This is a genomic window from Enterobacter sp. TMH.L2 (genome assembly GCF_050847315.1).
In the GTDB taxonomy this organism is placed as follows: Bacteria; Pseudomonadota; Gammaproteobacteria; order Enterobacterales; family Enterobacteriaceae; genus Cedecea.
Genome location: NZ_CP193791.1, coordinates 1519520 through 1543450, shown reverse-complemented (window position 1 = coordinate 1543450; position 23931 = coordinate 1519520). Strand labels below are relative to the sequence as shown.

Genomic DNA, 23931 nt, shown 5'->3' with positions numbered 1-23931 from the left:
ACATAGAGTTGGTAAAGTTTTTTAAGTTTATTCGATATCTGCGCGAGTTGCCGCCGTCACGCCATTTTTTTTAGCTTCGGTTGAGAAACAGTGGTGTTTTCGTGAGCGGAGCCGGGCATACTCGATGTCCACCTGCAAAAAAAGGAACCACCATGATTACCGTTTGGGGCAGAGATAACTCCACCAATGTGAAGAAAGTGCTGTGGTGTCTGGAAGAGCTGCAACTGCCGTACCGCTCCGTGCCCGCGGGCGGGAAATTTGGCCTGACGCACGACGCTGAATACCTGGCGATGAACCCGAATGGCCTGGTGCCGTGCATTCACGACGACGCACACGGGCTGACGCTGTGGGAATCCAACACCATCGTGCGCTACCTGGCGGCTGAATATGGTCGCGATTCGCTGTGGGTAAATGCCCCGGCGGAACGTGCCAAAGGTGAAAAATGGATGGACTGGTCCGCTACGGCGGTCGCTGGCCCCTACCGTGGGGTGTACGCCAGCCTGGTCAGAACCCCGCCGGAAGCGCGCGATCGGAAGCTGATTGAGCAAAGCATTGTGGCCTGCAACAAGCTGTTTGCGATTGCAGATGCGGAACTGGCTAAACAGCCCTGGCTGGGTGGCGAAGCCTTTGGCCTGGGCGACCTCGCCTTTGGCCCGCAAATCTACAGCCTGCTCAACCTTGATATTCCGTGGGATGCGGTGCCAAATCTTCAACGCTGGTATCAGCAACTGACCCAGCGCCCGGCGTTCAAGAAAATTGTGATGATCCCGCTGACCTGATTTAGCCTTCGGCCGGGCTGATTTTTAGCAGCTCGCCGTCAGATTCGTCGGTCAGGACATACAGATAGCCGTCCGGGCCGACGCGCACATCGCGAATACGCTTTTTACGATCCCCCAGCAGCCGCTGTTCGGCCGTCACCTTGTCGCCGTCCAGCGTTAGCTCAATCAGATTCTTTTCTTTGAGTGCGCCGATAAACAACTTGCCTTTCCACTGCGGGAAGGTGTCAGTCGAATAAAACGCCATGCCGCTTATGGCAGGAGAGACTTTCCAGTAATGAATCGGCTGCTCGGTGCCTTCAACTTCCCCTCCTTTGGCTTCGGGGATCTTAAGCCCGCTGTAATTAATGCCCCAGGTCGCCAGCGGCCAGCCGTAGTTTTTCCCGGCTGCCGGGATATTGATTTCATCGCCACCTTTCGGCCCGTGCTCGTTTAGCCACAGCTCCCCGTTGGCCGGATTAATGGCTAATCCCTGCGGGTTACGGTGCCCGTAAGACCAAATTTCAGGCCGGACGCCTGGTTTGCCTATAAACGGGTTATCCTGCGGGACGGAACCATCGGCATTAAGCCGCACCACTTTACCCTGCAGCTTATCGAGATCCTGAGCCGTAGCGCGCTCGTTGTTTTCCCCCAGCGCGATAAACACATGGCCTTGCCCGTCAAACGCCATGCGTCCGCCGAAATGGTTGCCGGTGGAGAGTTTTGGCGTCTGGCGGAACACAACCTTAAAGTTTTCCAGCCGCTTCAGATCCCGGCTTAACGTTCCATACCCGACGGCAGTACCGGCTTTATTGTCGCTGCCGCCTTCGGCAAAGCTAAGCCACACGCGGCGGCTACTGGCAAAGTCCGGGGCCAGCACAACATCCAGCAAACCGCCCTGTCCGTGGGCCCAGACAACGGGTACGCCGCCGATCGGCGCGGACAGTCCCTTGCCCTGCTGCCACAGATGTAGCTCCCCGCCACGCAGGGTAATCAACATGCCCTGGTTATCCGGTAAAAAGTCCAGCGCCCACGGGTGGGGCAGGTTGGTTTGCAGGACTTCAACGTTGGTTTTGGCAGCCAGGGCATAAGAGGCAGAGAAAAGTAGCGCGGCGGCAATAAGCGTGCGGGACGGGAACGGCGGCATGGCAATCTCCTGGTTTTGGCTATTCCTTAAGGGTAGCCGCCGGAGATAATCGACTGCCCGGTTTTACATAACATTAAGAACGGGGAGCCTGGCAGACTCCCCGCGCTCGGGTCAGGCTTCAATGGCCTTTCCGCGTTCTGCCAGTGCATTCAGGCTACGGGTGAGCTGCATCAGGCTGGTTTCAAGCTTTGCCGCATCAACCGCGATGTATTGCGGGCAGTCTTTACGCCCGCCCATCAGGCAAAGTGCGGCGGATGAACACGCCTCAACGGCATGGCGAAAATCATCTTTTTCATCGTCGGCCAGGCTCGCCTGCAGCACAAAGGCAGCATCGCGGCTCCGGTGGCAGACATCCAGCAAGCGGGTCCGCAGCTGTTCGCTTTCGCTGACAGACATGTACCCTTTGGCCTTTCTCAACGCCAGGTAGGTGGCGATCTCCCCCTTCGCGACCTGCAGCTTTTGCAGCAGGTCGTGTTTGAGCGTACGTCCGGACATAGCGCATCCTCCTCGTGGGTTACCCATTAACCCACAGAGTAAGTATGGTCAAGGGGTGGAGATTCGCACCGAATATCTTTCGCATTTGATGCTATTTATCGGGCAAGCCGGGGTATGCGGTGGGTAAACCGAAGCGGAATAAATCACGTCTAACGCAAACTGCAATTCTCCAGTACAAATTCCCGCCCAACCTCTGTAGAATCCCTGCCCTAATCTTTCTAATAATTGAACACTTTTTAAGCTATGAGCAATGTGACCCAACAACCCCGTATCGGGTTTGTCTCCCTCGGCTGCCCGAAAAACCTCGTGGACTCCGAACGCATCCTGACTGAACTGCGCACCGAAGGCTATGACGTGGTGCCAAGCTATGACGACGCCGACATGGTCATCGTCAACACCTGCGGCTTCATCGACAGCGCCGTCCAGGAATCGCTGGAGGCCATCGGCGAAGCGCTGAATGAAAACGGTAAGGTGATTGTCACCGGTTGCCTGGGTGCAAAAGAAGATCAGATCCGCGAAGTGCATCCGAAGGTACTGGAAATCACCGGCCCACACAGCTACGAGCAGGTTCTGCAGCACGTTCACCATTACGTGCCCAAACCGCAGCACAACCCGTTCCTGAGCCTGGTGCCGGAACAGGGCGTGAAGCTGACGCCGCGTCACTACGCGTATCTGAAAATTTCCGAAGGCTGCAACCATCGCTGCACCTTCTGCATTATTCCGTCCATGCGTGGCGATCTGGACAGCCGCCCAATCGGCGACGTGCTGGCAGAGGCAAAACGTTTGGTTGAAGCAGGCGTGAAAGAGCTGCTGGTGATCTCCCAGGATACTTCCGCTTACGGCGTGGACGTTAAGCACCGCACCGGGTTCTGGAACGGCGCTCCGGTCAAAACCAGCATGGTTAGCCTGTGTGAACAGTTGGCTAAGCTGGGCGTCTGGACTCGCCTGCACTACGTTTACCCGTATCCACACGTTGACGATGTGATCCCGCTGATGGCGGAAGGCAAGATTCTGCCGTACCTCGACATCCCGCTGCAGCACGCCAGCCCGCGTATTCTGAAGCTGATGAAGCGCCCTGGTTCTGCGGATCGTCAGCTGCAGCGCATCAAGCAGTGGCGTGAAATCTGCCCGGATCTGACCCTGCGCTCGACCTTTATCGTCGGCTTCCCGGGTGAAACCGAAGAAGACTTCGAGATGCTGCTCGACTTCCTGAAAGAAGCGCGCCTGGATCGCGTGGGCTGCTTCAAATACAGCCCGGTTGACGGCGCAACCGCTAACGAGCTGCCTGACCAGGTGCCGGAAGAAGTGAAAGAGGAGCGCTGGAACCGCTTTATGCAGCTGCAGCAGAAAATCTCTGCCGAGCGCCTGCAGGAAAAAGTGGGCCGCGAGATTCTGGTCATGGTGGATGAAGTGGACGAAGAAGGCGCCATCGGCCGCAGCATGGCGGATGCCCCAGAAATCGACGGCGCGGTTTACCTGAATGGCGAAACCAAGCTGAAACCAGGCGACGTTGTCCGTGTGAAAGTTGAAAACGCGGATGAGTATGATCTGTGGGGTTCAGTGGTTTAGTTTGCCTCTCACCCTAACCCTCTCCCCACAAGGGAGAGGGAATAATACCCCCCTCTTTCCTTGTTTTCTCTCGCCCCTTTGGGCTGAGGGGAGAAAATACTTAAAACGTATAACTCATCCCCACCGTTAACTCCCGCAGGTTATTTTTATTCACCATTGGGCTGTCGCTGATAGTACTCGGATAAAAACGCTGGGTGAACTGCGCCCAGGTGTTCCAGAGCGGCGTCCAGGCGTAGTTCATTGCCAGCTGCGCGTAAGGCACTATGCTGCCCTGTGGCCGCCATGCCGCAAGGCCTGTTTTTGCCGACTCTTTCTCTGAAACGCCATAGTAATAGCGCGTGTTTTGCGCATTCGAGAAGTCCATTCCCGCTTCCGGCACCAGCGTAAAATTGCCCCACTGCGCCATTGCAATATAGGCCGTATTCGCCGTTAGGCCGTTGCTGACGCCCAGCGTGTCGCCCGCAATTGTCGCGCTGAACGCGCCTATCGGCGTGGTGTATTGCATCGTCATGCCGCCCATCATCGTGCTATGGCGATTATTCAGCCCCCGCAGCGCGGGCGTCTGCCCGGTATCTGCCTGATACAGGGTATCGTAGTAATAGACTTTAGCGCGCAGCAGCAGCGTGTCGGTATTGATGAAGTTATAGCCCGCTTCGGTGCCGTCGAGGTACCAGGTTTTGCCGTCGTAGCCGACGTAGGGCAGCGCCCAGCGAAGCTGGTGCCGGGTTTGGTAAGGGGTTTGATACAGGCCCCCCTGCGCGCCAAGCGACCAGTTGGCCGCCGGGCAGGCAGTGGCAATCAGCAACGGGCTTAGCAGAAGTGCCCCGGTTATTTTTCTCATTTCTTCACTCCAGGGCAACGAATCTACTGCCTCAGCTTAGCCTTTAATTTTCGGATCCAGCGCGTCCCGCAGTCCATCCCCCAGCAAGTTGAACGCCAGCACGGTCAAAAAGATGGCAAGACTCGGGAAAATAGCCACATGCGGGGCAATCACCATATCCGCCCTCGCCTCGTTCAACATAGCGCCCCACTCCGGCGTAGGTGGCTGAGCCCCCAGGCCGAGAAATGACAGACTTGCGGCGGAAATAATCGAGGTCCCGATGCGCATCGTGAAATACACCACAATCGACGAAACGGTTCCCGGCAAAATATGCCGGCAGATGATAGTCGCATCCGGGGCACCAATGCTACGAGCAGACTCAATAAAAGTTTGCTGTTTCAGCACCAGCGTGTTGCCGCGCACCAGGCGGGCAAAGGCCGGAATACTGAAAATCGCCACCGCAATAATCACATTGGTCATGCCGCTGCCCATCACCGCCACCACCGCAATTGCCAGCAAAATACCGGGGAAAGCGAACAGCACGTCGCAGATTCGCATGATAATGCGGTCCCACCACCCTTCGTAATAGCCCGCCAGCAGGCCAAAGAAGGTACCGATTAGCGCGCCGATAAGCACCGAAAAGACGCCAGCGGCCAGCGAGATTTGCGCCCCGACCAGCACACGACTAAAAATATCCCGCCCGAGCGAATCAACGCCAAACCAGTGCAGCATCGACGGCCCGTCGTTCAGCCTGTCGTAATCGAAATAGTTTTCCGCATCAAAGGGAGCAATCCACGGTGCTATGAGCGCAATAACTATCAGCAAAAGCACAAACAGCCCGGCAGTCATCGCCACGGGCTGCTGGCGAAAACGCCGCAGAAACTCGCTCCACGGGGTACGAATTTGCCCGGCACGTACCACGGGCATCGCGTTGACTATGGCCTGGCGTCGCCAGTTTAAAAGTCGCATCCTTATTTGTACCTGATGGCCGGGTTAATGGCGGCATACAGCAGATCCACCACTAAGTTGATCACAATAAACTCCAGCGAAAACAGCAGAACCTCGGCCTGAATAACCGGGTAATCACGCATCTCCACTGAATCCACCAGCAGACGCCCTAATCCCGGCCAGTTAAACACTTTTTCCACCACAATAGACCCACCGAGCAGGAAGCCGAACTGCAACCCCATCATGGTGATCACCGGAATCATGGCGTTACGCAGGCCGTGTTTTACCACGATCAGCGTTTCGCTCACGCCTTTCGCCCTGGCGGTACGCATGTAATCTTCGTGCAGCACATCCACAAACGACGCGCGGGTGAATCTCGCCATGACCGCCGCCACCGCCGCCCCAAGGGTAATGGACGGCAGAATGTAGTGCTGCCAGCTGTCGGCCCCCACCGTGGGCAGCCAGCCCAGCTCAACCGAGAAAACCTGCATCAGCAGCATTCCCAGCGCGAAGGCCGGGAATGAAATGCCGGACACGGCAATCGTCATGCTCAGGCGATCCGGCCAGCGGTTGCGCCAGACGGCGGCCACAATGCCGGTCACCAGGCCAAACAGCGTCGCCCATGCCATGCTGGTCAGCGTCAGCCACAGCGTGGGCATAAAGCGGCTGGCAATCTCTTCAGACACAGGGCGGCGCGAAACCAGCGAGGTGCCAAAGTCCCCCTGCACGACGTGCGTGATGTAATGCAGGAACTGCCGCCACAGCGGTTGATCCAATCCCAGCTGTTTGCGAACAAGTTCGATGACCGTGGCATCCGCTTCCGGCCCGGCAATCAGCCGCGCCGGGTCGCCGGGCAGCAGATGCACGAACAGGAATACCAGCACCGCCACGATGAACAGCGTCGGGATAAGGCCCAAAAGGCGTTTGAGGAAATAGTTAAACATCGCAGCCCCTCACCCTAACCCTCTCCCTGAGGGGAGAGGGAATCAAGAGACAAGGCACCAACAGGCTTAGCTTTCCCCCCTCTCCCTTTTAGGGAGAGGGCCGGGGTGAGGGTCATTATCACGCTACTTCAAATCCGCATTATCAAAACTAAACCCGGTATCCGGCATCACATAGAAGCCGGTGAGATTTTTGCTGTGGGCAGAAACCAGTTTTTCCACCACCAGCGGCACCCACGGAGACTCTTTCCAGATCGTATCCTGCGCGTCTTTGTACAGCTTCGCCTTCTCTTCCGGTTTAGTAGTTTTCAGCGCATCGGCCAGGTCTTTGTCCACCTGTGGATTGCTATAAAACGCGGTGTTAAACAGCGTTGGTGGCCAGTTCTGGGAAGCAAACAGCGGCGACAGCGCCCAGTCAGCTTCGCCGGTTGACGCCGACCAGCCGGTGTAGAACATTCTCACGCCGCTCTCTTTCTGCCCTTTTGCTTCCACTTCGGCAGCACGCTGCCCGGCGTCCATCGCCGTCACTTTCACCTTGATACCCACCTGCGCCAGCTGCTGCTGGGTAAACTGCAGCACTTTCTGCGCGGTACTGTGGTTGTGCGAGGACCAAAGCGTGGTTTCAAAGCCGTTCGGGAAGCCCGCTTCTTTCAGCAGCGCTTTGGCTTTGGCTGGGTCATAAGGCCAGGGTTTGAATTTCTCGGCATAGGCAAGCGACGGCGGCACCACGCCTTCTGCTGGCGTAGCGAAGCCGGAGAACGCCACTTTCACCAGCGCCTGGCGGTTAATCGCATAGTTGATGGCTTCGCGGACTTTCGGGTTATCAAACGGTTTTTGGGTGACGTTCATGCTGATGTAGCGCTGCATGATCGACGGCGAGGCAACCAGCTCAAGCTTGCTGTTTTTCTCCAGCACGCCCGCCTGCTCGTAAGGGATCGGGAACGCGAACTGCGCCTCGCCGGTTTGCAGCATCGCCGCACGGGTATTGTTATCCACGACCGGGCGCCAGGTAATGCTGTCCAGCTTCGGCAGGCCTTGCTGCCAGTAACCGGCGAATTTCTTCACCTTCACAAAATCGGTCTGGTTCCAGGTATCCAGCTGATACGGGCCGGTACCCACCGGATGGAAGCCGATATCTTTGCCGTATTTTTGCAGCGCAGCCGGGGAGATCATCGCCGTCGCCGGGTGGGCCAGAATATTGATGAACGCCGAGAACGGCTCTTTTAAGGTGATTTTCACCGTGGAAGGATCGACCACCTCCGTTTTGGCAATGGTTTTATACAGGTTGTAGCGCTTGAGGTGGTTGTCCGGGTTGCTGGCGCGATCGAGGTTCGCTTTTACCGCCTCGGCATTGAATTCAGTACCGTCCTGGAACTTCACGCCAGTGCGCAGCTTGATGGTGTACACCAGGCCGTCGTCAGACACTTTGTAGCTTTCTGCCAGCACGTTCTGCAGCTTCATGTCTTTATCAAGCCCGAACAGCCCCTGATAGAACGATTTGGCCACCGCCTGGGACAGTGTGTCATTCGCGTCGTAAGGGTCGAGCGTGGTGAAGTTTGAGGCCACCGCTACGACGACATCTTTAGCAGCGAAAGCGGGCGTGGCGATAACGGCGGAGGCAAGTCCCGCCGCCAGCAGCCATTTTTGCGTTGTGTTAGCTGTCATTATTGTTTTCCTTTATAGGCGATTTTCACTGCTGCCGATGGGGTGGCGGGCGACAAAATGCCCCGGCCCCACCGCAACCAGCGGTGCTACGTGCGGTTCATCCCCCAGGCTGCGTGTGGCGCTGGGGATCTCATCAGACACTAAAACAGGCTTGCGTCCCTTGCGGGTTGGGTCAGCCACCGGTACCGCCGCCATAAGTTTGCGGGTGTACGGATGCTGCGGGTTTTCAAACACGGCGCGGCGCGGGCCAATTTCAACAATCTGGCCCAGATACATGACCGCCACGCGATGGCTGATGCGTTCCACGACGGCCATGTCGTGGGAAATAAACAGAAAAGCGATGCCAAATTCGCGCTGCAGGTCGAGCAGCAGGTTAACGATTTGCGCCCGAATCGACACATCCAGCGCCGAGACGGACTCGTCGGCAATCACCACCTTCGGGTTCAGCGCCAGCGCGCGGGCAATACAAACCCTCTGCCGCTGGCCGCCGGAGAACTCATGCGGGTAACGCCACGCGTGCTCAGGCTGTAAACCGACTCGCTCAAGCAGCCAGGCGACGCGCTGCTGGGCCTCTTCTTTAGGCATCGCCTGGTGCACCAGCAGCGGCTCCATAATGGAGTAGCCGACGGTCTGGCGCGGATCCAGAGAGGCATACGGATCCTGGAAAATAAACTGAATGTCTTTGCGAACGTGCTGCAGCTCGCCGTTAGGCAAATTATCAATACGCTGACCGTTAAAGGTGATGGTGCCGCCCTGGGTTTCCACCAGCCGCAGCAGCGAGCGCCCGGTGGTCGATTTACCACAGCCGGACTCGCCCACCAGCGCCAGCGTTTCGCCGGGCAATAAATCAAAACTCACCTTTTCAACGGCATGCACCTGGCGCGTCACACGGTTGAATATTCCGCTACGCAGCGGGAAGCGGGTCACCAGATCGCGAACTTCAAGCACCGGCTTCGCGCCGGGAGGAATCGTATCCTGCTCGGTTTCGGGCTCTTGCTGATTCGGTTGGCCTGGGACAATCAACGGAAATTTGCGCGGTAAATCGCTGCCGTTCATGGCACCAAGCCTTGGTACGGCAGCCAGCAAAGCCTGGGTGTAGGCGTGCTGCGGGTTCTGGAATATTTGCTCCACGGTGCCGGTTTCAACCGCTTCCCCCCGGTACATCACCAGCACCCTGTCGGCGATGTCCGCCACCACGCCCATATCGTGGGTGATAAAAATGACGCCCATCTGCATTTCATCCTGCAGAACGCGAATAAGCTGCAGGATTTGTGCCTGAATAGTCACGTCGAGGGCAGTTGTCGGCTCATCGGCGATCAATACGGCCGGGCGGCAGGAGAGCGCCATAGCAATCATCACTCGCTGGCGCATCCCCCCGGAAAGCTGGTGCGGATAGCGGTTCAGGATGGCCTGTGCTTCAGGAATACGCACGCGTTCTAACATGCGCTTTGCTTCCGCCAGCGCCGCACGTCCATCAAGCTTTTGATGTAAACGGATGGACTCAGCGATTTGTTCGCCCACGGTGAACACCGGATTAAGCGAGGTCATCGGCTCCTGGAAAATCATGGCCACATCCGCCCCGCGCACGCGACGCATCTGGGCGTTGCTCAGCTCGGGCAGGTTCAGCACCTCTTTATTACGCCGACGCAGCAGCAGCTTGTCGCAGCTAACCTGCCCGCCGCCCTGCTCCAGCAGGCGCATCAGCGCCATCGCCGTAACCGACTTCCCGGAACCAGACTCGCCCACGATAGCCAGCGTTTCGCCCCGGTTAAGGGTCAACGACAGGTGGCGTACCGCGTCGGCAACCTGCTGCTGTTGGCGAAAGCGAATATTGAGGTCGCTAACGGCAAGCACCTGCTCGTCCGGTAGCTCATGACTGTGCGGCATTAACTCTCCTGGTCACGATAAATTCCTACGTTCGGGGCATCGCCGACAAAGCCAAAGCCACGGTACATTCCTTCGCTGTTAAACGGCAGCGCGACGTTCCCCTGATTGTCGATGGCAATCATGCCGCCGCTGCCGCCCAGCGCGGGCAGTTTCTCCATCACCACGCGGTCAACGGCCTGCTGCAGACTTAGTCCGGCATACTCCATCAGGGCCGCAATATCGTAGGCCGCCAGCGTGCGGATAAAAACTTCGCCCGTGCCGGTGCAGGACACGGCCACGTTGGCGTTGTTGGCATAGCAGCCCGCGCCGACTAAGGGAGAATCCCCTACCCGCCCCGGCAGTTTATTGGTCATTCCGCCGGTGGACGTTGCCGCCGCCAGATTCCCCAGTTTATCCAGCGCCACTGCGCCTACCGTGCCAAATTTTTTATCGGCATCAATCGGCTCAGCCCCGTCATGATCCAGCAGAGTCTGTTGACTTTCACGGGCGCGCAGCAGCTGCTGATAGCGTTCTTCGGTCGAAAAGAGCGTGGCTTCGACCGGCTCAAGCCCATTCTGCGCGGCAAAACGCTCCGCCCCTTCGCCAATCATCAGCACGTGCGGGCTGTTTTCCAGCACTAATCTTGCCGCCAGGATCGGGTTGCGAATATGGCTCACGCCCGCCACCGCCCCGGCATTCAGGCTGTTGCCATCCATCACGCAGGCGTCCAGCTCATGTGTACCTTCACTGGTGAACACAGATCCTATCCCGGCGTTGAACAGCGGGCATTCTTCGAGCAGGCGCACCGCCTCGGTCACCGCGTACAGCGCGCTGCCGCCGCGTTCAAGGATCTGCTGCCCGGCTTCAACAATGTCGGAGAGTGCGCTAATAAACTGCAGCTCTTTTTCCGGCGTCAGGTGGGCGCGGGTCAGGGCTCCGGCCCCGCCATGAATAGCGATAACGGCTTTGGTCATTCGGCATTGCCTGTAGAAAGTGATATCCGGCAGCGTTTTTTCTATAAATATCAGAATCGTTGCCAAACATTGATACGATTTTTGAATATAGAAAGACGTAAAAGTGTTGTAAAGAAAATTGACTTTACTCTATGAGCCTTTTGCCGCCCTGGCGGGAAGGAGAAATAGCGGCCAATCAAACCAAAGCCGCTATTTCTTTGGTAATAACAAAATCTTAGAACTTCGCGCTGATCCCCACGTTGTAGCTGGTCTGGTTCCCGTCGCTTAAGCCTGCCGTTTGTGCCACCGCCGCGAATGCGGACACGGTATTCGAAAGCGGCATATCTGCCCCGATGGCGATATCGGCCCAGTTTTTATCCAGCGGTTCACCGCTGCGGCTGAAGGTCAGCGCCGTGGATTTTAGGCCGCCGTTCGCCCGATAACTGTCATCGCCGAACTGATGGCGATAGCTTGCCTGCGCCCAGGGATTAATGACGCCCAGCTTCGTGTCCACGCGCCAGCCCGCGCTGCCGATTTGCGAATGGCCGTTCTGGTCGCCAAAGCGCATAGCCGTGCTGCTGCTGCCGTTTTCGCTGTAGCCGTTTACGTGGCTGTAATCCCAGGCGTACTGCAGCACCGGCCCCGTGGTTAGCCAGGCCGTGACGGGGATATCGTAGCCAGCCGTCAATCGCGCGCCATACAGCCTGCCGTCGGTGTCGCCTTTTTCCGTGCGGGTAAGCTGCCCCAGGGTGATATCGCGCTGAATATTGGTGAAGTCGGCAGAGAGATAATGCACGTCCCCGTTCAGCCAGGCCTGGCCCGCGCGAAGCTGGCCAAAGAGCGCCGCCTGAAAACCTCGGGTATCGTAGCGGTAGTCGTCGTCCGGGCGCTGATTGTCCAGCGAACCGGCGATCAGCCCGCCCAGCACCACGTTTTCGTTCAGCTGATAGTCGAGACCGACCGTCAGGTTATTGGTGTTACCTTTGCCGTCGCCGGTTTCGCTATTGCCGCTGTACCGCTGATACCCGCCGCTGTAGCCGCCAAACACGCCCAGTGAACCTGTGGCGTTATCGCCCTGTCGCAACTGCTGATAGCGGCTGTCGAGCGTTGCCCGGCTGCCGCGCACCATCGCCTGCGTGCCCTGGTTCAGGCGAGTGACCTGGACGGGCGCGACGATAATCGACTCAATGTACTGGGCAATGATGCTGTGAACCTGCGGGCTCGGGTGGAAATGATCGGCAAACAGATAATCCTGCGCGGCGTTAAATCCCGGCGTGGAGCTGGTGCAGTCGGTCGCCGCCACGCCCGGCGGGCAGGCCATCCCGGCGGTGTTTGTCAGACCGAAGGCCTCAGGATTAGCCAGAATCTCCTGGAAGACACCGTTGATATCCGCCCGGGCGATATTCCCCCCATGCTGCAGCAGGGCCTGATCTTCGGCGCTGTTGTAGAACGTGGTAAGCAAAGCGGCCTGCTGCACGGCCCGATCGTAGGCGGCTATCAGCTGCGCGGCTACCCCTTGCTGAACGAGCGGATTGGCACTGACAACGGAAGCCGCCGCCTGCAGCGCCTGATGAATCGCCTGCTGACGACTCGCCAGGTCAGGCGTTTGTGCCGCATCCAAAGACGCATAGGCAGCCTGAATCGCAGGCGTGGCCGCCGCCCCAAGCCCGGCGCTGAGTACCAGTTCCATTAGCGTTGGCGTGGCCCCGATATTCGGAACGTTCGGCACCACCACCAGCCCGGCGCCCGCATCAAGCAAGGCCCCCACCAGCCCGGCGCCCGCATCAAGCAAGGCCCCCACCTGAGCGGCGGCGTTGGCCGCGCTGTTGGCCGCTATCCCCTGAGCCAGCGCAGGCTGAGTGGCGGCCGCGGCAAGATCGTTGCCACCGATCCAGTGAATATATAAGCCGTTGCCATCCGCCCGCCCACCGGTCTGGCTCAGGTAGCGCTGAACCTGGCTTTGCGTATTATCGGCCGGATTAAGCGCGGGCACAGCGGTGCCCCCGCCTGCGGCATAGTTGCTCCCACCTTCGCGGGAAGGCGTCAGCGTCAGGCCATAATGTGCGGCGAGCTGCTCGTCATAGAGCTTGTTCTGGCTGCTGTTCCAGGTCCAGCGCCCGTTGTTGCCGGTATCGCTGAGGCTGTCGCCAAAAACGGTGAGGGAATCAAAGGCAAATGCAGATGAGGTGAAGCCCACAGCGGCGGCCAGCATACTGAATTTGAATGCTTTTTGTTTGCTTATCATCAGTTCTTCCTTGCAAGGTTTTTTATTAGCCACAATGACTATAGCCAATGGCGATTGACACGCAGGCCGAGCGTAAAGAAGAAACGTGACAACGTGATGTAACGCATGTCCGACCACTGACGAAAGGTTTTTGCTGATCCCAGACATGCCGTCAGGCGGCGTTTTCTGCCATACTAAGGCCTTATTTTGCCCCTGCCCCAGGAGTCATGAATGGAATTTACCGCCGGGCTGATCCCGCTTGAAACCGCACTTGAACAGATGCTGTCCCGTATTCATCCGTTGTCTGAAACAGAAACCCTGCCGCTGCTGCTGGCCACGGGCCGCGTCACGGCGTCCCCGGTGGTCTCGCCGCTGGATGTCCCAGGTTTCGATAACTCAGCGATGGACGGCTACGCGGTGCGGCTGGCGGATATCAAAGCCGGGGGCGCACTGCACGTCGCCGGGAAAGCCTTCGCCGGACAACCGTTTAGCGGTGAATGGCCTGCGGGCACCTGCGTGCGCATCATGACCGGCGCGCCGATCCCTGTCGGAGCTGAAGCCGTTGTGATGCAGGAAGAGACGGAAGTCACCGAAAGCGGCGTGCGTTTTAACGCTCCGGTGAAGAACGGCCAGAATATTCGCCGTCGCGGTGAGGATATCCATCAGGGCGCCAGCGTGCTGGCCGCAGGCGTGAAATTAACCGCCGCCGAACTGCCGCTGATTGCCTCTCTGGGCATCCCGGAAGTGAAGGTCTTTCGCAAAGTGCGTGCGGCGGTGTTCTCCACCGGCGATGAACTCCAACTTCCGGGCCTGCCGCTGGCCGAAGGCCAAATCTACGATACCAACCGCCTGGCTGTGCACGTCATGCTGGAGCAGCTGGGCTGTGAAGTGATCGACCTCGGCATCGTTCGGGATGACCAGGCGGCCCTTCGCGCGGTGTTTAACGAAGCGGACAGCCGGGCAGATGTGGTCATCAGCAGCGGCGGTGTTTCCGTGGGCGAAGCCGATTACACCAAACAAATCCTCGAAGAGCTGGGCGAAGTCGGCTTCTGGAAGCTGGCGATTAAACCGGGCAAACCGTTTGCCTTTGGACGCCTGAAAAACAGCTGGTTCTGCGGTCTGCCGGGCAACCCGGTTTCCGCCGCTCTGACGTTCTACCAGCTAGTGCAGCCGCTGCTGGCGAAGCTGAGCGGGCAAATCGCCAGCCCTCTGCCGCCGCGCATGCGCGTTCGCACCGTCGGCAAGCTGAAGAAATCCCCTGGCCGCCTCGACTTCCAGCGCGGCATTCTTCGCCGCAATGAGCAAGGCGACCTGGAAGTGTTAAGCACCGGGCATCAGGGATCGCATATTTTCAGCTCCTTCAGCCAGGCCAACTGTTTTGTGGTGCTGGAGCGCGAACGCGGCAACGTAGAGGCCGGGGAATGGGTTGAGGTCGAACCGTTTAATCCGCTGTTCGGAGGCTGAAATGGTCGAGCTTAGCGATGAGGAGATGCTGCGCTACAACCGCCAGATTGTGCTGCGCGGCTTTGACTTTGACGGCCAGGAAAAGCTTAAGGCTTCGCGAGTGCTCATCGTCGGGCTGGGCGGGCTGGGCTGCGCGGCGGCACAGTATCTGGCAGCCGCGGGCGTGGGCCAGCTCACGCTGCTCGATTTCGACACCGTTTCGCTCTCGAACCTCCAGCGGCAAACGCTGCACAGCGATGCCACAATTGGCAAACCGAAGGTGGATTCCGCGCGGGATTCACTGGCGGCGATTAATCCGCATATCCAACTCGACACCGTCAATGCGATGCTCGAATACCCTCAGCTTTCCGGGTTAATCGCCCGCCACGATGTGGTGCTGGACTGCACGGATAACGTGGCTATACGCAACCAGCTCAATCGCGGCTGCCATCAGCATAAGATCCCGCTGGTGTCCGGGGCGGCCATTCGCATGGAGGGCCAGATTAGCGTCTTCACGTATCAGGATAACGAGCCCTGCTACCGCTGCCTGAGCCGTCTGTTTGGCGAAAGTACGCTGAGCTGCGTTGAGGCTGGCGTTATGGCCCCGCTGGTCGGGATTATCGGCTCGCTGGAAGCCATGGAGGCCATCAAGCTGCTGGCAAACTACGGCACCCCAGCGCGCGGGAAAATCGTGCTTTACGATGCGATGACCTGTCAGTTCAGAGAGATGAAGCTGGCACGTAACCCGCAGTGTGAAGTGTGCGGGTAGAAACGAAAACGGGGATATCATTATCCCCGTTATTTTTAGACCGCCAGATCGGTGAGCATCACCTTGGCAATTTCGAAGTAAATCAGCAGCCCGGTTCCGTCGATTAAGGTCGTGATAAACGGCGCCGACACCACGGCCGGATCGATATTCACCTTACGAAGCAGCATCGGAATAATCGAAGAAACAATCGCGCTCCAGACGGTGATGGCGATGAGCGTCAGGCTGACCACCATCATCACTTCCATACCCACGCCCAGCATCCAGGCCCGAATAAACCCGGCGGTGCCAATGGTTAAGGCAATGAGCACCGAGGCCGAGATCTCCTTGCGCAAAATAGCGCCCAAATCCTTTAGCCCCACTTCGCCTAGCGCCATCGCCCTGACCAGCGTCGAGGTAATTTGTGTGCCGGTATTGCCGCCGGTGCCAATAAGCAACGGGATAAAGAACGCCAGCGCAATCGCCGCCTCAAGCTGATCTTCAAACGATTTAATCACCGAGCTGGTGTAAGCCTCGGCCACAAACAGCAGCAGCAGCCAGACCGATCTTTTGCGCCACAGCGTAAAGACGCTGCTTTGCAGATAGGGCGTTTCCAGCGGCGACGACGCGCCCTGCAGCTGGCTGTCCAGCGTGTTTTCGTCCTCAAGCAGCTGAGCGATTTCCTGCGGGCCCAGCACGCCTTTCAGCTTGCCGTAGCTCAAAACAGGGATGTAGTTAGCGCCCGCCTTTTTAATATCCACGCAGGCTTCATGCCGCGTTTTTTCCGGCGTTAATGAGAACGCCACGGGCCGCATCAGATCGCTGAGTAGCGCCTCTTTATCGGCCTGCAGCAGTGATTTTACCGGCACGAGGCCAAACAGATGAGCATCGTCGTCCACCACAAATATCTGCGACGGGATCTGCTCATTTTTAATGCCCGAACAGAACAACGCCTGCGCATCCTGCACCGAAGTGCCCGGCGGTAAAGCGATGTAATCCTGGCTCAGGTAAGCCAGCACGGTGTTTTGTGAGTCTGAGGATGGCAGTTTGACGGACACGGCCAGTGAAGCGCGGGTGTGCGCTGAGGTATTAGTTGAAAAGGTCATGATTTTTCCCCGGTTACTGTTTTAAAAATAAACAGTCCTCATCCTGGGGCGAAGCAAGATATGAGAGTGCTGACGCTATCTCCATGTCTCGGTTTTAGCACTGCACAACGTATCCCCTAAAGCGGGGGAAGTTACCTGGGGTTATACCTTCGCTCGATATAACCTGTCCTAATCTTGGGCGTCTCTCGACGTCGTCAGATCAGCAACCTATGTTTGTACAGGAGCCTCGCCTAACGAGATACTGCAAGTCTTCCGCGGCCTATAGTAGGGATTTAAACTTCGGGCGCAAGGCAAAGAACCTGCGCTGTTTAGGGTTTATTTATGCTTTTTTTCTGCTCAGTCGTAGAGTTTATCGCTGGTCACCGCCGGTCGACCTTTCCCCGCTCCCACGCGCCGCACTGACGCCTGCACCTTTAGCGTACCGCCCAACAGAATATTCACCACCGGCGCTTCCGGGCGCATCAGGCGCTGCTGCAGCAGTTGAACCGCCTCCTCACCCAGCTCGTCCCTGGGAACATGAACCGAGGTTAAAGGCACGTCATGGATTTCGGCCAGGTTAAAGCCATCGATGCTCATTACCGACATATCCTGCGGCACGCGCAGCCCTGCTTTTTGCAGAGCACTAACGGCACCTGCCGCCATAAAGTCGCCGCCGACTAACAGCGCGCTCGGCCAGGCCGGCCGCGGCGTAACGGCCAGATAGTCGCTGATTAAGGCCTCGCTCTCTTTGGCACCGAAGCTTTGGGCGACTAACAAATGCCGGGTCTCATCAAACGACAAATTACGGCTGTCCCACGCATCCCGAATCCCGGCCAGGCGCTGTTCCATGGTGTAGCGACGCAGGCACATTACCGTCAGTACGCCTTTATGCCCCATGTCGAACAGATAATTTGCGGCAAAGCGGCCGGTCATCAGGTGATCCGGCGCCACGCCTGAAAGACGCATTTTGCGATCCTGGCAGTTGATCAGCACGCAAGGCTTGCCCAGATCCGCCGCCAGATCGTGGATGTGCGGATCATCAATCCCCAGCAGAATGGCCGCTTCGGTTTCCGGCTCGTTCATCTTGCTGAGAAACAGTCCGGTATCGCTGTCATTCTCTTCCAGCGCGCAGAAGCGCAGCCTGGCGTCGTGAGGCACCAGCGCCTTGCCGATGCCCTGCATCACCCGGTAGTAGAAGACGTCCAGCCGCTCATCAAACGCCCGACGGGGCGCAAAAACCACCAGGCTGTTGACCAATAATCTGCCCGCGGCAATGCCCTGCAATACCCCCTTAGCTTTGGCGCAGGCCAGTACCCGCTGGCGGGCCGACTCGCTGGTATTCCCCTTACCCGCCAGCACGCGGGAAACGGTGCTTATCGACAGCCCCGTTTGCGCGGCAATTTCGGTGATTTTTAGCGTTTTACTCATTTTGTGATCGACGCCCGTTTGTGAAATGAAAAAATTTTCATGACTGCGAGTACGCCATAGTGCCGGAGATTTAGCGTTATTTCTTCGCGTCGGATCGAGGTAGTGAAAATATTTGCAAAAATTGCGCTATTGGTTGGCTGATAACTCAATTACGCTCCATTTTGTAAACCAATAAGGTTCTCACTGAAAGCACAAATAAAATTAAATACATAAAAATCAAATAATTAAAATACATCCATCGCCAAAAATAGTGGCATACCAATTCTACTAATTACCCTACAAGGTGGAGTGAACTATGAGTCATGGCATCGACCAACCGATAACCGCCGTTAAGGCAGGACGCGTTTTCCGACATTTGCGCTGGTGGGTTCTGGTTCTGTTCTTACTTGGCGTCACCGTGAATTACATCACGCGTAATGCGCTGGGGATCCTGGCGCCTGAACTGAAAACCTCCCTCGGCATTACCACCGAACAATATTCCTGGATAGTCGGTGCTTTTCAGCTGGCCTATACCCTGTTCCAGCCTCTCTGCGGCTGGCTGATCGACGTGATTGGCCTGAAGATCGGCTTTCTGATCTGCGCCAGCATCTGGGCGGTGATGTGCATGCTGCATGCCGGCGCCGGGAGCTGGTTACAGCTGGCTATTTTGCGCTTCATGATGGGCGGTGCGGAGGCCGCAGCCACGCCCGCCAACGCCAAAACGCTGGGTGAATGGTTCCCGAAAAAAGAGCGACCGATTGCCGCAGGCTGGGCCGGGGTGGGCTTTTCCATCGGCGCAATGCTGGCTCCGCCGATTATCTATTTTGCCCACAGTTTTTTTGGCTGGCAGGGTGCCTTTATGTTCAGCGGCGCGCTGGCGCTAGGGTGGGTTGTGCTGTGGTGGCTGTTTTACCACAACCCGGAACAGCACCCGAACCTGAGCAAGGAAGAACTGGCGTTCATCAAGCAGGACAACGAGCCGCCCACCGTGAAACTGCCGTTTTTCACCGCCCTGAAAACCGTCTCCAAAAATAAACGCTTTTACGGCATCGCCATTCCAGCTTTTATGGCGGAACCCGCCTGGGCGGTCCTGAGCTTTTGGGTTCCGCTTTACCTGGCCAACGAACGCGGAATGGATCTCAAACAGATTGCTATGTTCGCCTGGCTGCCGTTCCTCGCCGCCGATATCGGCAGCATTGCCAGCGGCTATCTGACCAAAGTTTACGTCCGTATTTTTGGCTGCTCGCGCACCAATTCCGTGGTGGCGAGTTCGGTAACCGGCGCGTTCCTGATGCTTTCTCTGGCGCTGGTCGCCGTCACCAAAGATCCCTGGATTGCCATCCTGCTTATCTCCATCGGCGGCTTCGGGCACCAGATTATCTCCTGCATGCTCAGCGCGCTGGTGGTGGACTCTTTTGATAAAGGCCAGATGGCCACCGTCAACGGCATGCGCGGTTCGGCGGCCTGGATTGCCAGCTTTATCTTCTCTCTGATCATCGGCGTGACCGCCGACAAGATTGGCTTCAACCCGCTGTTTATCGCCATGGGCTTTTTTGATCTGATCGGCGCGGTGTTCCTGGTGGCATTTATCGCCGAACGCCGCGCAAAACGCACCTGAATGGATGGTCTCTCATGAAAACACTTAAGAACTGGACGCTCGCAAAACAAGATGACAGCCAGGTTATCCTGACCCTCGACGGCAAGCATTCGCTGCACCTGTATGTGCTGGAAGATAAGCTGTTTCGCGTGCTGATTAAACGTCAACAGGGCCTGGCGCTGGACCGCACCTGGAGCATCGCCCCGCAGCAGGATGTCCCGTGGGAGGGACGCGACCGCGAAAGCCACGCCGGGTTTACCCTGCCCGGCTTCACGCTGGAACAGCAATCGGATAGGCTCATCATCAGTAGCGAAAGCCTGCGCGTGACCGTGCGCCAGCCGCTTTATCTGGAGTGGGAATACAAATCCGCCCAGGGCGAATGGCTGCCCCTCGCCTGCGATCGCCCCACCAGCGCTTACCAGCTTAACGCTCACGGCGATGGCGTGGCCCACTATCAGCGGCGCTTTGCCGGGGAGCGCTTTTACGGGCTGGGTGAAAAAGCCGGGCCGCTTAACCGCACCGGCAGGCGCTATGAGATGCGTAATCTGGACGCAATGGGCTATAACGCGGTGTCGACCGACCCGCTTTACAAGCATATTCCCTTCACCATTACGCGCCGGGACGACGTCAGCTTTGGCCTGTTCTATGACAACCTGAGCAGCTGCTGGCTGGATCTGGGCAACGAGATAGACAACTATCATCTGGCCTATCGCCGCTGGCAGGCAGAAGCCGGCGATCTGGACTATTACCTGTTTCTCGGCCCGCGCGTGCTGGACGTCACCAAGGCCTTCGTGCGCCTGACCGGGAAAACCTTCTTCGGGCCAAAATGGAGCCTCGGCTACAGCGGCTCAACGATGCATTACACCGACGCACCCGACGCCCAAAATCAGCTGATGAACTTTATTCGGCTGAGTCAGCAGCACGCGATTCCGTGCGACTCATTCCAGCTTTCGTCGGGCTACACCTCCATCAATAACAAACGCTACGTGTTTAACTGGAATTATGAAAAGGTGCCGCAGCCGAAGGTGATGAGCCAGGCGTTTATGGCGGCCGGGATCCGCCTTGCGGCCAACATCAAGCCTTGTCTGCTGCAGGATCATCCGCGTTATGAGGAGGTTGCCAAAGGCGGGCTGTTTATCAAAGATTCGGAATCCGATGCGCCGGAACACTCCAGCTTCTGGGACGATGAAGGCTCTCATCTGGACTTCACCAACCCGGCCACGGTGAAATGGTGGCAGGCTGGCGTTACCACACAGCTGCTGGAAATGGGCATTGGCTCCACCTGGAACGACAACAACGAATACGAAGTGTGGGACGGGGAAGCGCGCTGTCACGGCTTTGGCCAGCCGATAGCCATCAAACATATTCGCCCGGTCATGCCGCTGCTAATGATGCGCGCTTCGATGGAGGCTCAGCAGAAATTTTCCCCGGAAAAACGCCCATATCTGATTTCCCGTTCCGGCTGCGCCGGGATGCAGCGCTACGTCCAGACGTGGAGCGGCGACAACCGCACCAGCTGGGATACGCTGCGTTACAACACGCGGATGGGCGTCGGCATGAGCCTGTCCGGCCTGTTTAACGTCGGGCATGACGTTGGCGGTTTTTCGGGCGACAAGCCTGACGCCGAGCTTTTCGTGCGCTGGGTTCAGAACGGCGTGATGCACCCGCGCTTCACCATCCATTCGTGGAATGATGACCACACAGTGAACGAACCCTGGATGTATCCGGCGGTGACTCCGGCCATCCGCAGCGCCATTGAGCTGCGTTATCGCCTGCTGCCCTATTTCTACACGCTGCTGTGGCAGGCACACGCGGATGATGAACCCATGCTGAGGCCGACGTTCCTCGACCATGAACATGACGTGAAGACGTTTGATGAATGCGATGAGTTCCTGCTGGGCCGGGATCTTCTGGTGGCAAGCGTGGTGGAACCAGGACAACGCGAACGTACTTTATGGCTGCCGGCCAATGAGCACGGCTGGTACGACTATTATTCCGGCCAGTGGTTTAGCGGCGGCCAGACCATCACCCTGCCCGCCCCGCTTGAGCGTTTGCCATTGCTGGTTCGCGCCGGTGCGGCTCTGCCTCACAGCGAACGCATCAGCTACGTTTCCCCGCAGGACGATACCGTCCGTGAGCTAAAAATTTACCCGCTGCAGGGCACCGGGACGTCCCACGGCGTGTTGTTTGAGGATGACGGAGAATCCTGGGGCTATAAAGAAGGCAACGCGCTCTGGCTTCGCTGGGAAATAACCTGCTCAGCCAACGAGATTAACGTGGCCTTTAGCCGCAAGGGGGATTATTTGCCCGCGTGGCGCGAGATTAAGCTGTCTTTGCCTGAGGGAGAAAGACGTCGATTGCTGGTGAACGGCGTGGAATGCGAGGTATGGGGGCTGTAATTGCCCCTCAGCCCAAAGGGACGAGGGGGAAAACAACAGGGCAGAACAGTACATAATCTATTCCCTCTCCCTTTTAGGGTGAGGGTAAAATTACCCGTCGATCCCTTTGCTACGCAGGTAATCTTCGTAGCCACCGGTGAAGTCAATCACGCGCTCTGGGGTAATTTCCAGCACGCGGGTTGCCAGCGAGCTAACAAACTCACGGTCGTGGGAAACGAAGATCAGCGTCCCCTGGTACATTTCCAGCGCCATGTTCAGCGACTCGATGGATTCCATATCCAGGTGGTTGGTTGGTTCATCCATGATCAGGATGTTTGGTTTTTCCATCATCAGCTTGCCGAACAGCATACGGCCCTTCTCGCCCCCGGAAAGGACTTTGGCTGGCTTCTTGATGTCGTCCTGGCTGAACAGTAGACGACCCAGGATGCTGCGCACCGCCTGTTCGTCGTCGCCTTCCTGCTTCCACTGACTCATCCAGTCAAAGACGGTCAGATCGTTTTCGAACTCGTATTCGTGATCCTGGGCGTAGTAGCCAATCTGAGCATTTTCAGACCACTTCACGCTGCCGTTTTCCGGGGTCAGCTCGCCGACCAGGGTTTTCAGCATGGTAGATTTACCCACGCCGTTGGCACCCAAAATGGCAATCTTCTCGCCCACTTCCAGCAGCAGGTTGAAGTTTTTAAACAGCGGGCCGTTCTCAAACCCTTTGGTCACGGCTTCAACTTCAAGGGCGTTACGGAACAGTTTCTTATCCTGCTCGAAGCGGATGAACGGGTTCTGACGGCTGGACGCCTTCACTTCATCCAGCTTGATTTTATCAATCTGACGGGCACGGGAGGTGGCCTGGCGAGATTTGGAGGCGTTGGCGCTAAAGCGGCTAACGAAGGATTGCAGGTCTGCAATCTGCGCTTTCTTCTTCGCGTTGTCCGCCAGCAGGCGCTCGCGAGCCTGAGTTGCCGCCGTCATGTACTCGTCGTAGTTGCCAGGGTAAACGCGCAGCTCGCCGTAGTCCAGGTCAGCCATATGGGTGCAGACCATATTCAGGAAGTGACGGTCGTGCGAGATAATGATCATGGTGCTGTCGCGTTCGTTCAGCGTCTGCTCCAGCCAACGGATGGTGTCGATGTCCAGGTTGTTCGTTGGTTCGTCGAGCAGCAGGATGTCCGGGTTAGAGAACAGCGCCTGCGCCAGCAGCACGCGCAGCTTCCAGCCTGGAGCGACTTCGCTCATCGAGCCGTAGTGCTGCTCCAGCGGAATGCCCACGCCAAGCAGCAATTCACCGGCACGCGCTTCTGCGGTGTAGCCGTCCATCTCGCCGTATTTCACTTCGAGGTCGGCAACTTTGTAACCGTCTTCTTCGCTCATCTCAGGCAGGGCATAAATGCGGTCGCGTTCCTGCTTCACTTCCCACAGCTCGCCGTGGCCCATGATAACGGTGTCGAGTACGGTGAATTTTTCGAAGGCGAACTGATCCTGACGCAGCTTACCGATACGCTCGTTTGGGTCGAGAGAAACGTTGCCAAGCGTTGGCTCTAAGTCCCCGCCGAGGATTTTCATGAACGTGGATTTGCCGCTTCCGTTCGCGCCAATCAGGCCGTAACGGTTGCCGCCGCCAAATTTAACGGAGATATTTTCGAACAGCGGTTTGCTGCCAAACTGCATGGTAACGTTGCTGGATACAAGCACTGGTATGTCCTGGAGAAATAAGTTGTCGAGATTTTGGAATGTGATTTCGGCCACATTATGCCATAACTATGATAAAGGGTCGCCCCGCATCTTCACCGTACAATAGTTAATCAGTGTGAAAAAATTGTGATTTCATCCACATCTGATTTCCCAGATGAATGTAATGCACATATAATGCGCGGCTGA

At 57.4% G+C, this 23931-nt stretch carries 18 protein-coding genes and 1 riboswitch; of the genes, 6 read left to right on the top strand and 12 right to left on the bottom strand.

The annotated features are described in order from the left end of the window. Positions 1 to 152 precede the first annotated feature (152 nt). The gene (locus ACREYP_RS07365) at positions 153 to 779 is read left to right on the top strand and encodes a glutathione S-transferase N-terminal domain-containing protein (protein ID WP_166991115.1); all 627 of its coding nucleotides are present in this window, start codon (positions 153 to 155) and stop codon (positions 777 to 779) included. 1 nt (position 780) lies between these two features. On the opposite strand, the gene ACREYP_RS07360 is transcribed toward ACREYP_RS07365, so the two are convergent. Both ACREYP_RS07360 and ACREYP_RS07355 read right to left on the bottom strand, forming a co-directional pair. Further along, positions 781 to 1902 carry a PQQ-dependent sugar dehydrogenase gene (locus ACREYP_RS07360; protein ID WP_336817925.1) on the bottom strand — a complete coding sequence of 374 codons (1122 nt, stop codon included), beginning with the start codon at positions 1900 to 1902 and terminating at the stop codon, positions 781 to 783. A 111-nt stretch (positions 1903 to 2013) separates the two neighbouring features. Continuing rightward, positions 2014 to 2397 (bottom strand): biofilm formation regulator BssR, encoded by a 384-nt coding sequence (locus ACREYP_RS07355; protein ID WP_336817924.1) that lies wholly within the window; start codon positions 2395 to 2397, stop codon positions 2014 to 2016. Positions 2398 to 2640: 243 nt separating this feature from the next. On the opposite strand from ACREYP_RS07355, the gene rimO reads away from it, so the two are divergent. Continuing rightward, positions 2641 to 3966: a 30S ribosomal protein S12 methylthiotransferase RimO gene (gene rimO, locus ACREYP_RS07350; RefSeq protein WP_008455208.1), complete on the top strand. Its 1326-nt coding sequence runs from the start codon at positions 2641 to 2643 to the stop codon at positions 3964 to 3966. Between the two features lie 100 nt (positions 3967 to 4066). Here rimO and ACREYP_RS07345 read toward each other — a convergent pair whose 3' ends face one another. The 7 genes from ACREYP_RS07345 to ACREYP_RS07315 form a co-directional block, all read right to left on the bottom strand. Further along, complete coding sequence (locus ACREYP_RS07345) at positions 4067 to 4807, bottom strand: MipA/OmpV family protein (protein WP_336817923.1); 741 nt, start codon at positions 4805 to 4807, stop codon at positions 4067 to 4069. 36 nt (positions 4808 to 4843) lie between these two features. Further along, the gene (gene gsiD, locus ACREYP_RS07340) at positions 4844 to 5755 is read right to left on the bottom strand and encodes a glutathione ABC transporter permease GsiD (protein ID WP_336817922.1); all 912 of its coding nucleotides are present in this window, start codon (positions 5753 to 5755) and stop codon (positions 4844 to 4846) included. 2 nt (positions 5756 to 5757) lie between these two features. Next, entirely contained in the window at positions 5758 to 6678 is a 921-nt protein-coding gene (gene gsiC / locus ACREYP_RS07335; RefSeq protein WP_166872389.1) for a glutathione ABC transporter permease GsiC, read from the bottom strand. A gap of 123 nt (positions 6679 to 6801) precedes the next feature. Beyond that, on the bottom strand, positions 6802 to 8340 hold the full coding sequence (gsiB, locus tag ACREYP_RS07330) for a glutathione ABC transporter substrate-binding protein GsiB (RefSeq protein ID WP_336817921.1): 1539 nt from the start codon (positions 8338 to 8340) through the stop codon (positions 6802 to 6804). A 12-nt stretch (positions 8341 to 8352) separates the two neighbouring features. After that, positions 8353 to 10227, bottom strand: a complete 1875-nt coding sequence (gene gsiA / locus ACREYP_RS07325; protein ID WP_008455218.1) for a glutathione ABC transporter ATP-binding protein GsiA — start codon at positions 10225 to 10227, stop codon at positions 8353 to 8355. Continuing rightward, complete coding sequence (iaaA, locus tag ACREYP_RS07320) at positions 10227 to 11180, bottom strand: beta-aspartyl-peptidase (protein WP_498881221.1); 954 nt, start codon at positions 11178 to 11180, stop codon at positions 10227 to 10229. The genes gsiA and iaaA overlap by 1 nt, the downstream gene beginning before the upstream one ends. A 214-nt stretch (positions 11181 to 11394) precedes the next feature. Next, positions 11395 to 13404: an autotransporter outer membrane beta-barrel domain-containing protein gene (locus ACREYP_RS07315; protein WP_498881220.1), complete on the bottom strand. Its 2010-nt coding sequence runs from the start codon at positions 13402 to 13404 to the stop codon at positions 11395 to 11397. Positions 13405 to 13614: 210 nt separating this feature from the next. On the opposite strand from ACREYP_RS07315, the gene moeA reads away from it, so the two are divergent. Both moeA and moeB read left to right on the top strand, forming a co-directional pair. Then, positions 13615 to 14847, top strand: coding sequence for a molybdopterin molybdotransferase MoeA (gene moeA / locus ACREYP_RS07310; protein WP_498881219.1), 1233 nt, complete (start codon positions 13615 to 13617; stop codon positions 14845 to 14847). A 1-nt stretch (position 14848) separates the two neighbouring features. Further along, on the top strand, positions 14849 to 15595 hold the full coding sequence (gene moeB, locus ACREYP_RS07305; RefSeq protein WP_008455226.1) for a molybdopterin-synthase adenylyltransferase MoeB: 747 nt from the start codon (positions 14849 to 14851) through the stop codon (positions 15593 to 15595). Between the two features lie 35 nt (positions 15596 to 15630). Here the strand turns inward: moeB and ACREYP_RS07300 are convergent, their stop codons facing one another. Next, positions 15631 to 16677 carry a magnesium transporter gene (locus ACREYP_RS07300; protein WP_008455228.1) on the bottom strand — a complete coding sequence of 349 codons (1047 nt, stop codon included), beginning with the start codon at positions 16675 to 16677 and terminating at the stop codon, positions 15631 to 15633. Between the two features lie 72 nt (positions 16678 to 16749). Continuing rightward, positions 16750 to 16922: riboswitch (M-box (ykoK) riboswitch) on the bottom strand. 91 nt (positions 16923 to 17013) lie between these two features. Next, entirely contained in the window at positions 17014 to 18084 is a 1071-nt protein-coding gene (locus tag ACREYP_RS07295; protein WP_498881218.1) for a LacI family DNA-binding transcriptional regulator, read from the bottom strand. Between the two features lie 295 nt (positions 18085 to 18379). On the opposite strand from ACREYP_RS07295, the gene ACREYP_RS07290 reads away from it, so the two are divergent. Further along, the gene (locus ACREYP_RS07290) at positions 18380 to 19681 is read left to right on the top strand and encodes an MFS transporter (RefSeq protein WP_498881217.1); all 1302 of its coding nucleotides are present in this window, start codon (positions 18380 to 18382) and stop codon (positions 19679 to 19681) included. 14 nt (positions 19682 to 19695) lie between these two features. Next, on the top strand, positions 19696 to 22059 hold the full coding sequence (locus tag ACREYP_RS07285) for a glycoside hydrolase family 31 protein (protein WP_498881216.1): 2364 nt from the start codon (positions 19696 to 19698) through the stop codon (positions 22057 to 22059). 90 nt (positions 22060 to 22149) lie between these two features. On the opposite strand, the gene ACREYP_RS07280 is transcribed toward ACREYP_RS07285, so the two are convergent. Further along, positions 22150 to 23745: an ABC-F family ATPase gene (locus ACREYP_RS07280; RefSeq protein ID WP_498881215.1), complete on the bottom strand. Its 1596-nt coding sequence runs from the start codon at positions 23743 to 23745 to the stop codon at positions 22150 to 22152. Between the last annotated feature and the right edge of the window lie 186 nt (positions 23746 to 23931).

Bases quoted from the DNA above. Each gene is read 5' to 3' on its own strand.
- ACREYP_RS07365 (WP_166991115.1), top strand. From the start codon at position 153: ATGATTACCGTTTGGGGCAGAGATAACTCCACCAATGTGAAGAAAGTG.
- ACREYP_RS07360 (WP_336817925.1), bottom strand. From the start codon at position 1,902: ATGCCGCCGTTCCCGTCCCGCACGCTTATTGCCGCCGCGCTACTTTTC.
- ACREYP_RS07355 (WP_336817924.1), bottom strand. From the start codon at position 2,397: ATGTCCGGACGTACGCTCAAACACGACCTGCTGCAAAAGCTGCAGGTC.
- rimO (WP_008455208.1), top strand. From the start codon at position 2,641: ATGAGCAATGTGACCCAACAACCCCGTATCGGGTTTGTCTCCCTCGGC.
- ACREYP_RS07345 (WP_336817923.1), bottom strand. From the start codon at position 4,807: ATGAGAAAAATAACCGGGGCACTTCTGCTAAGCCCGTTGCTGATTGCC.
- gsiD (WP_336817922.1), bottom strand. From the start codon at position 5,755: ATGCGACTTTTAAACTGGCGACGCCAGGCCATAGTCAACGCGATGCCC.
- gsiC (WP_166872389.1), bottom strand. From the start codon at position 6,678: ATGTTTAACTATTTCCTCAAACGCCTTTTGGGCCTTATCCCGACGCTG.
- gsiB (WP_336817921.1), bottom strand. From the start codon at position 8,340: ATGACAGCTAACACAACGCAAAAATGGCTGCTGGCGGCGGGACTTGCC.
- gsiA (WP_008455218.1), bottom strand. From the start codon at position 10,227: ATGCCGCACAGTCATGAGCTACCGGACGAGCAGGTGCTTGCCGTTAGC.
- iaaA (WP_498881221.1), bottom strand. From the start codon at position 11,180: ATGACCAAAGCCGTTATCGCTATTCATGGCGGGGCCGGAGCCCTGACC.
- ACREYP_RS07315 (WP_498881220.1), bottom strand. From the start codon at position 13,404: ATGATAAGCAAACAAAAAGCATTCAAATTCAGTATGCTGGCCGCCGCT.
- moeA (WP_498881219.1), top strand. From the start codon at position 13,615: ATGGAATTTACCGCCGGGCTGATCCCGCTTGAAACCGCACTTGAACAG.
- moeB (WP_008455226.1), top strand. From the start codon at position 14,849: ATGGTCGAGCTTAGCGATGAGGAGATGCTGCGCTACAACCGCCAGATT.
- ACREYP_RS07300 (WP_008455228.1), bottom strand. From the start codon at position 16,677: ATGACCTTTTCAACTAATACCTCAGCGCACACCCGCGCTTCACTGGCC.
- ACREYP_RS07295 (WP_498881218.1), bottom strand. From the start codon at position 18,084: ATGAGTAAAACGCTAAAAATCACCGAAATTGCCGCGCAAACGGGGCTG.
- ACREYP_RS07290 (WP_498881217.1), top strand. From the start codon at position 18,380: ATGAGTCATGGCATCGACCAACCGATAACCGCCGTTAAGGCAGGACGC.
- ACREYP_RS07285 (WP_498881216.1), top strand. From the start codon at position 19,696: ATGAAAACACTTAAGAACTGGACGCTCGCAAAACAAGATGACAGCCAG.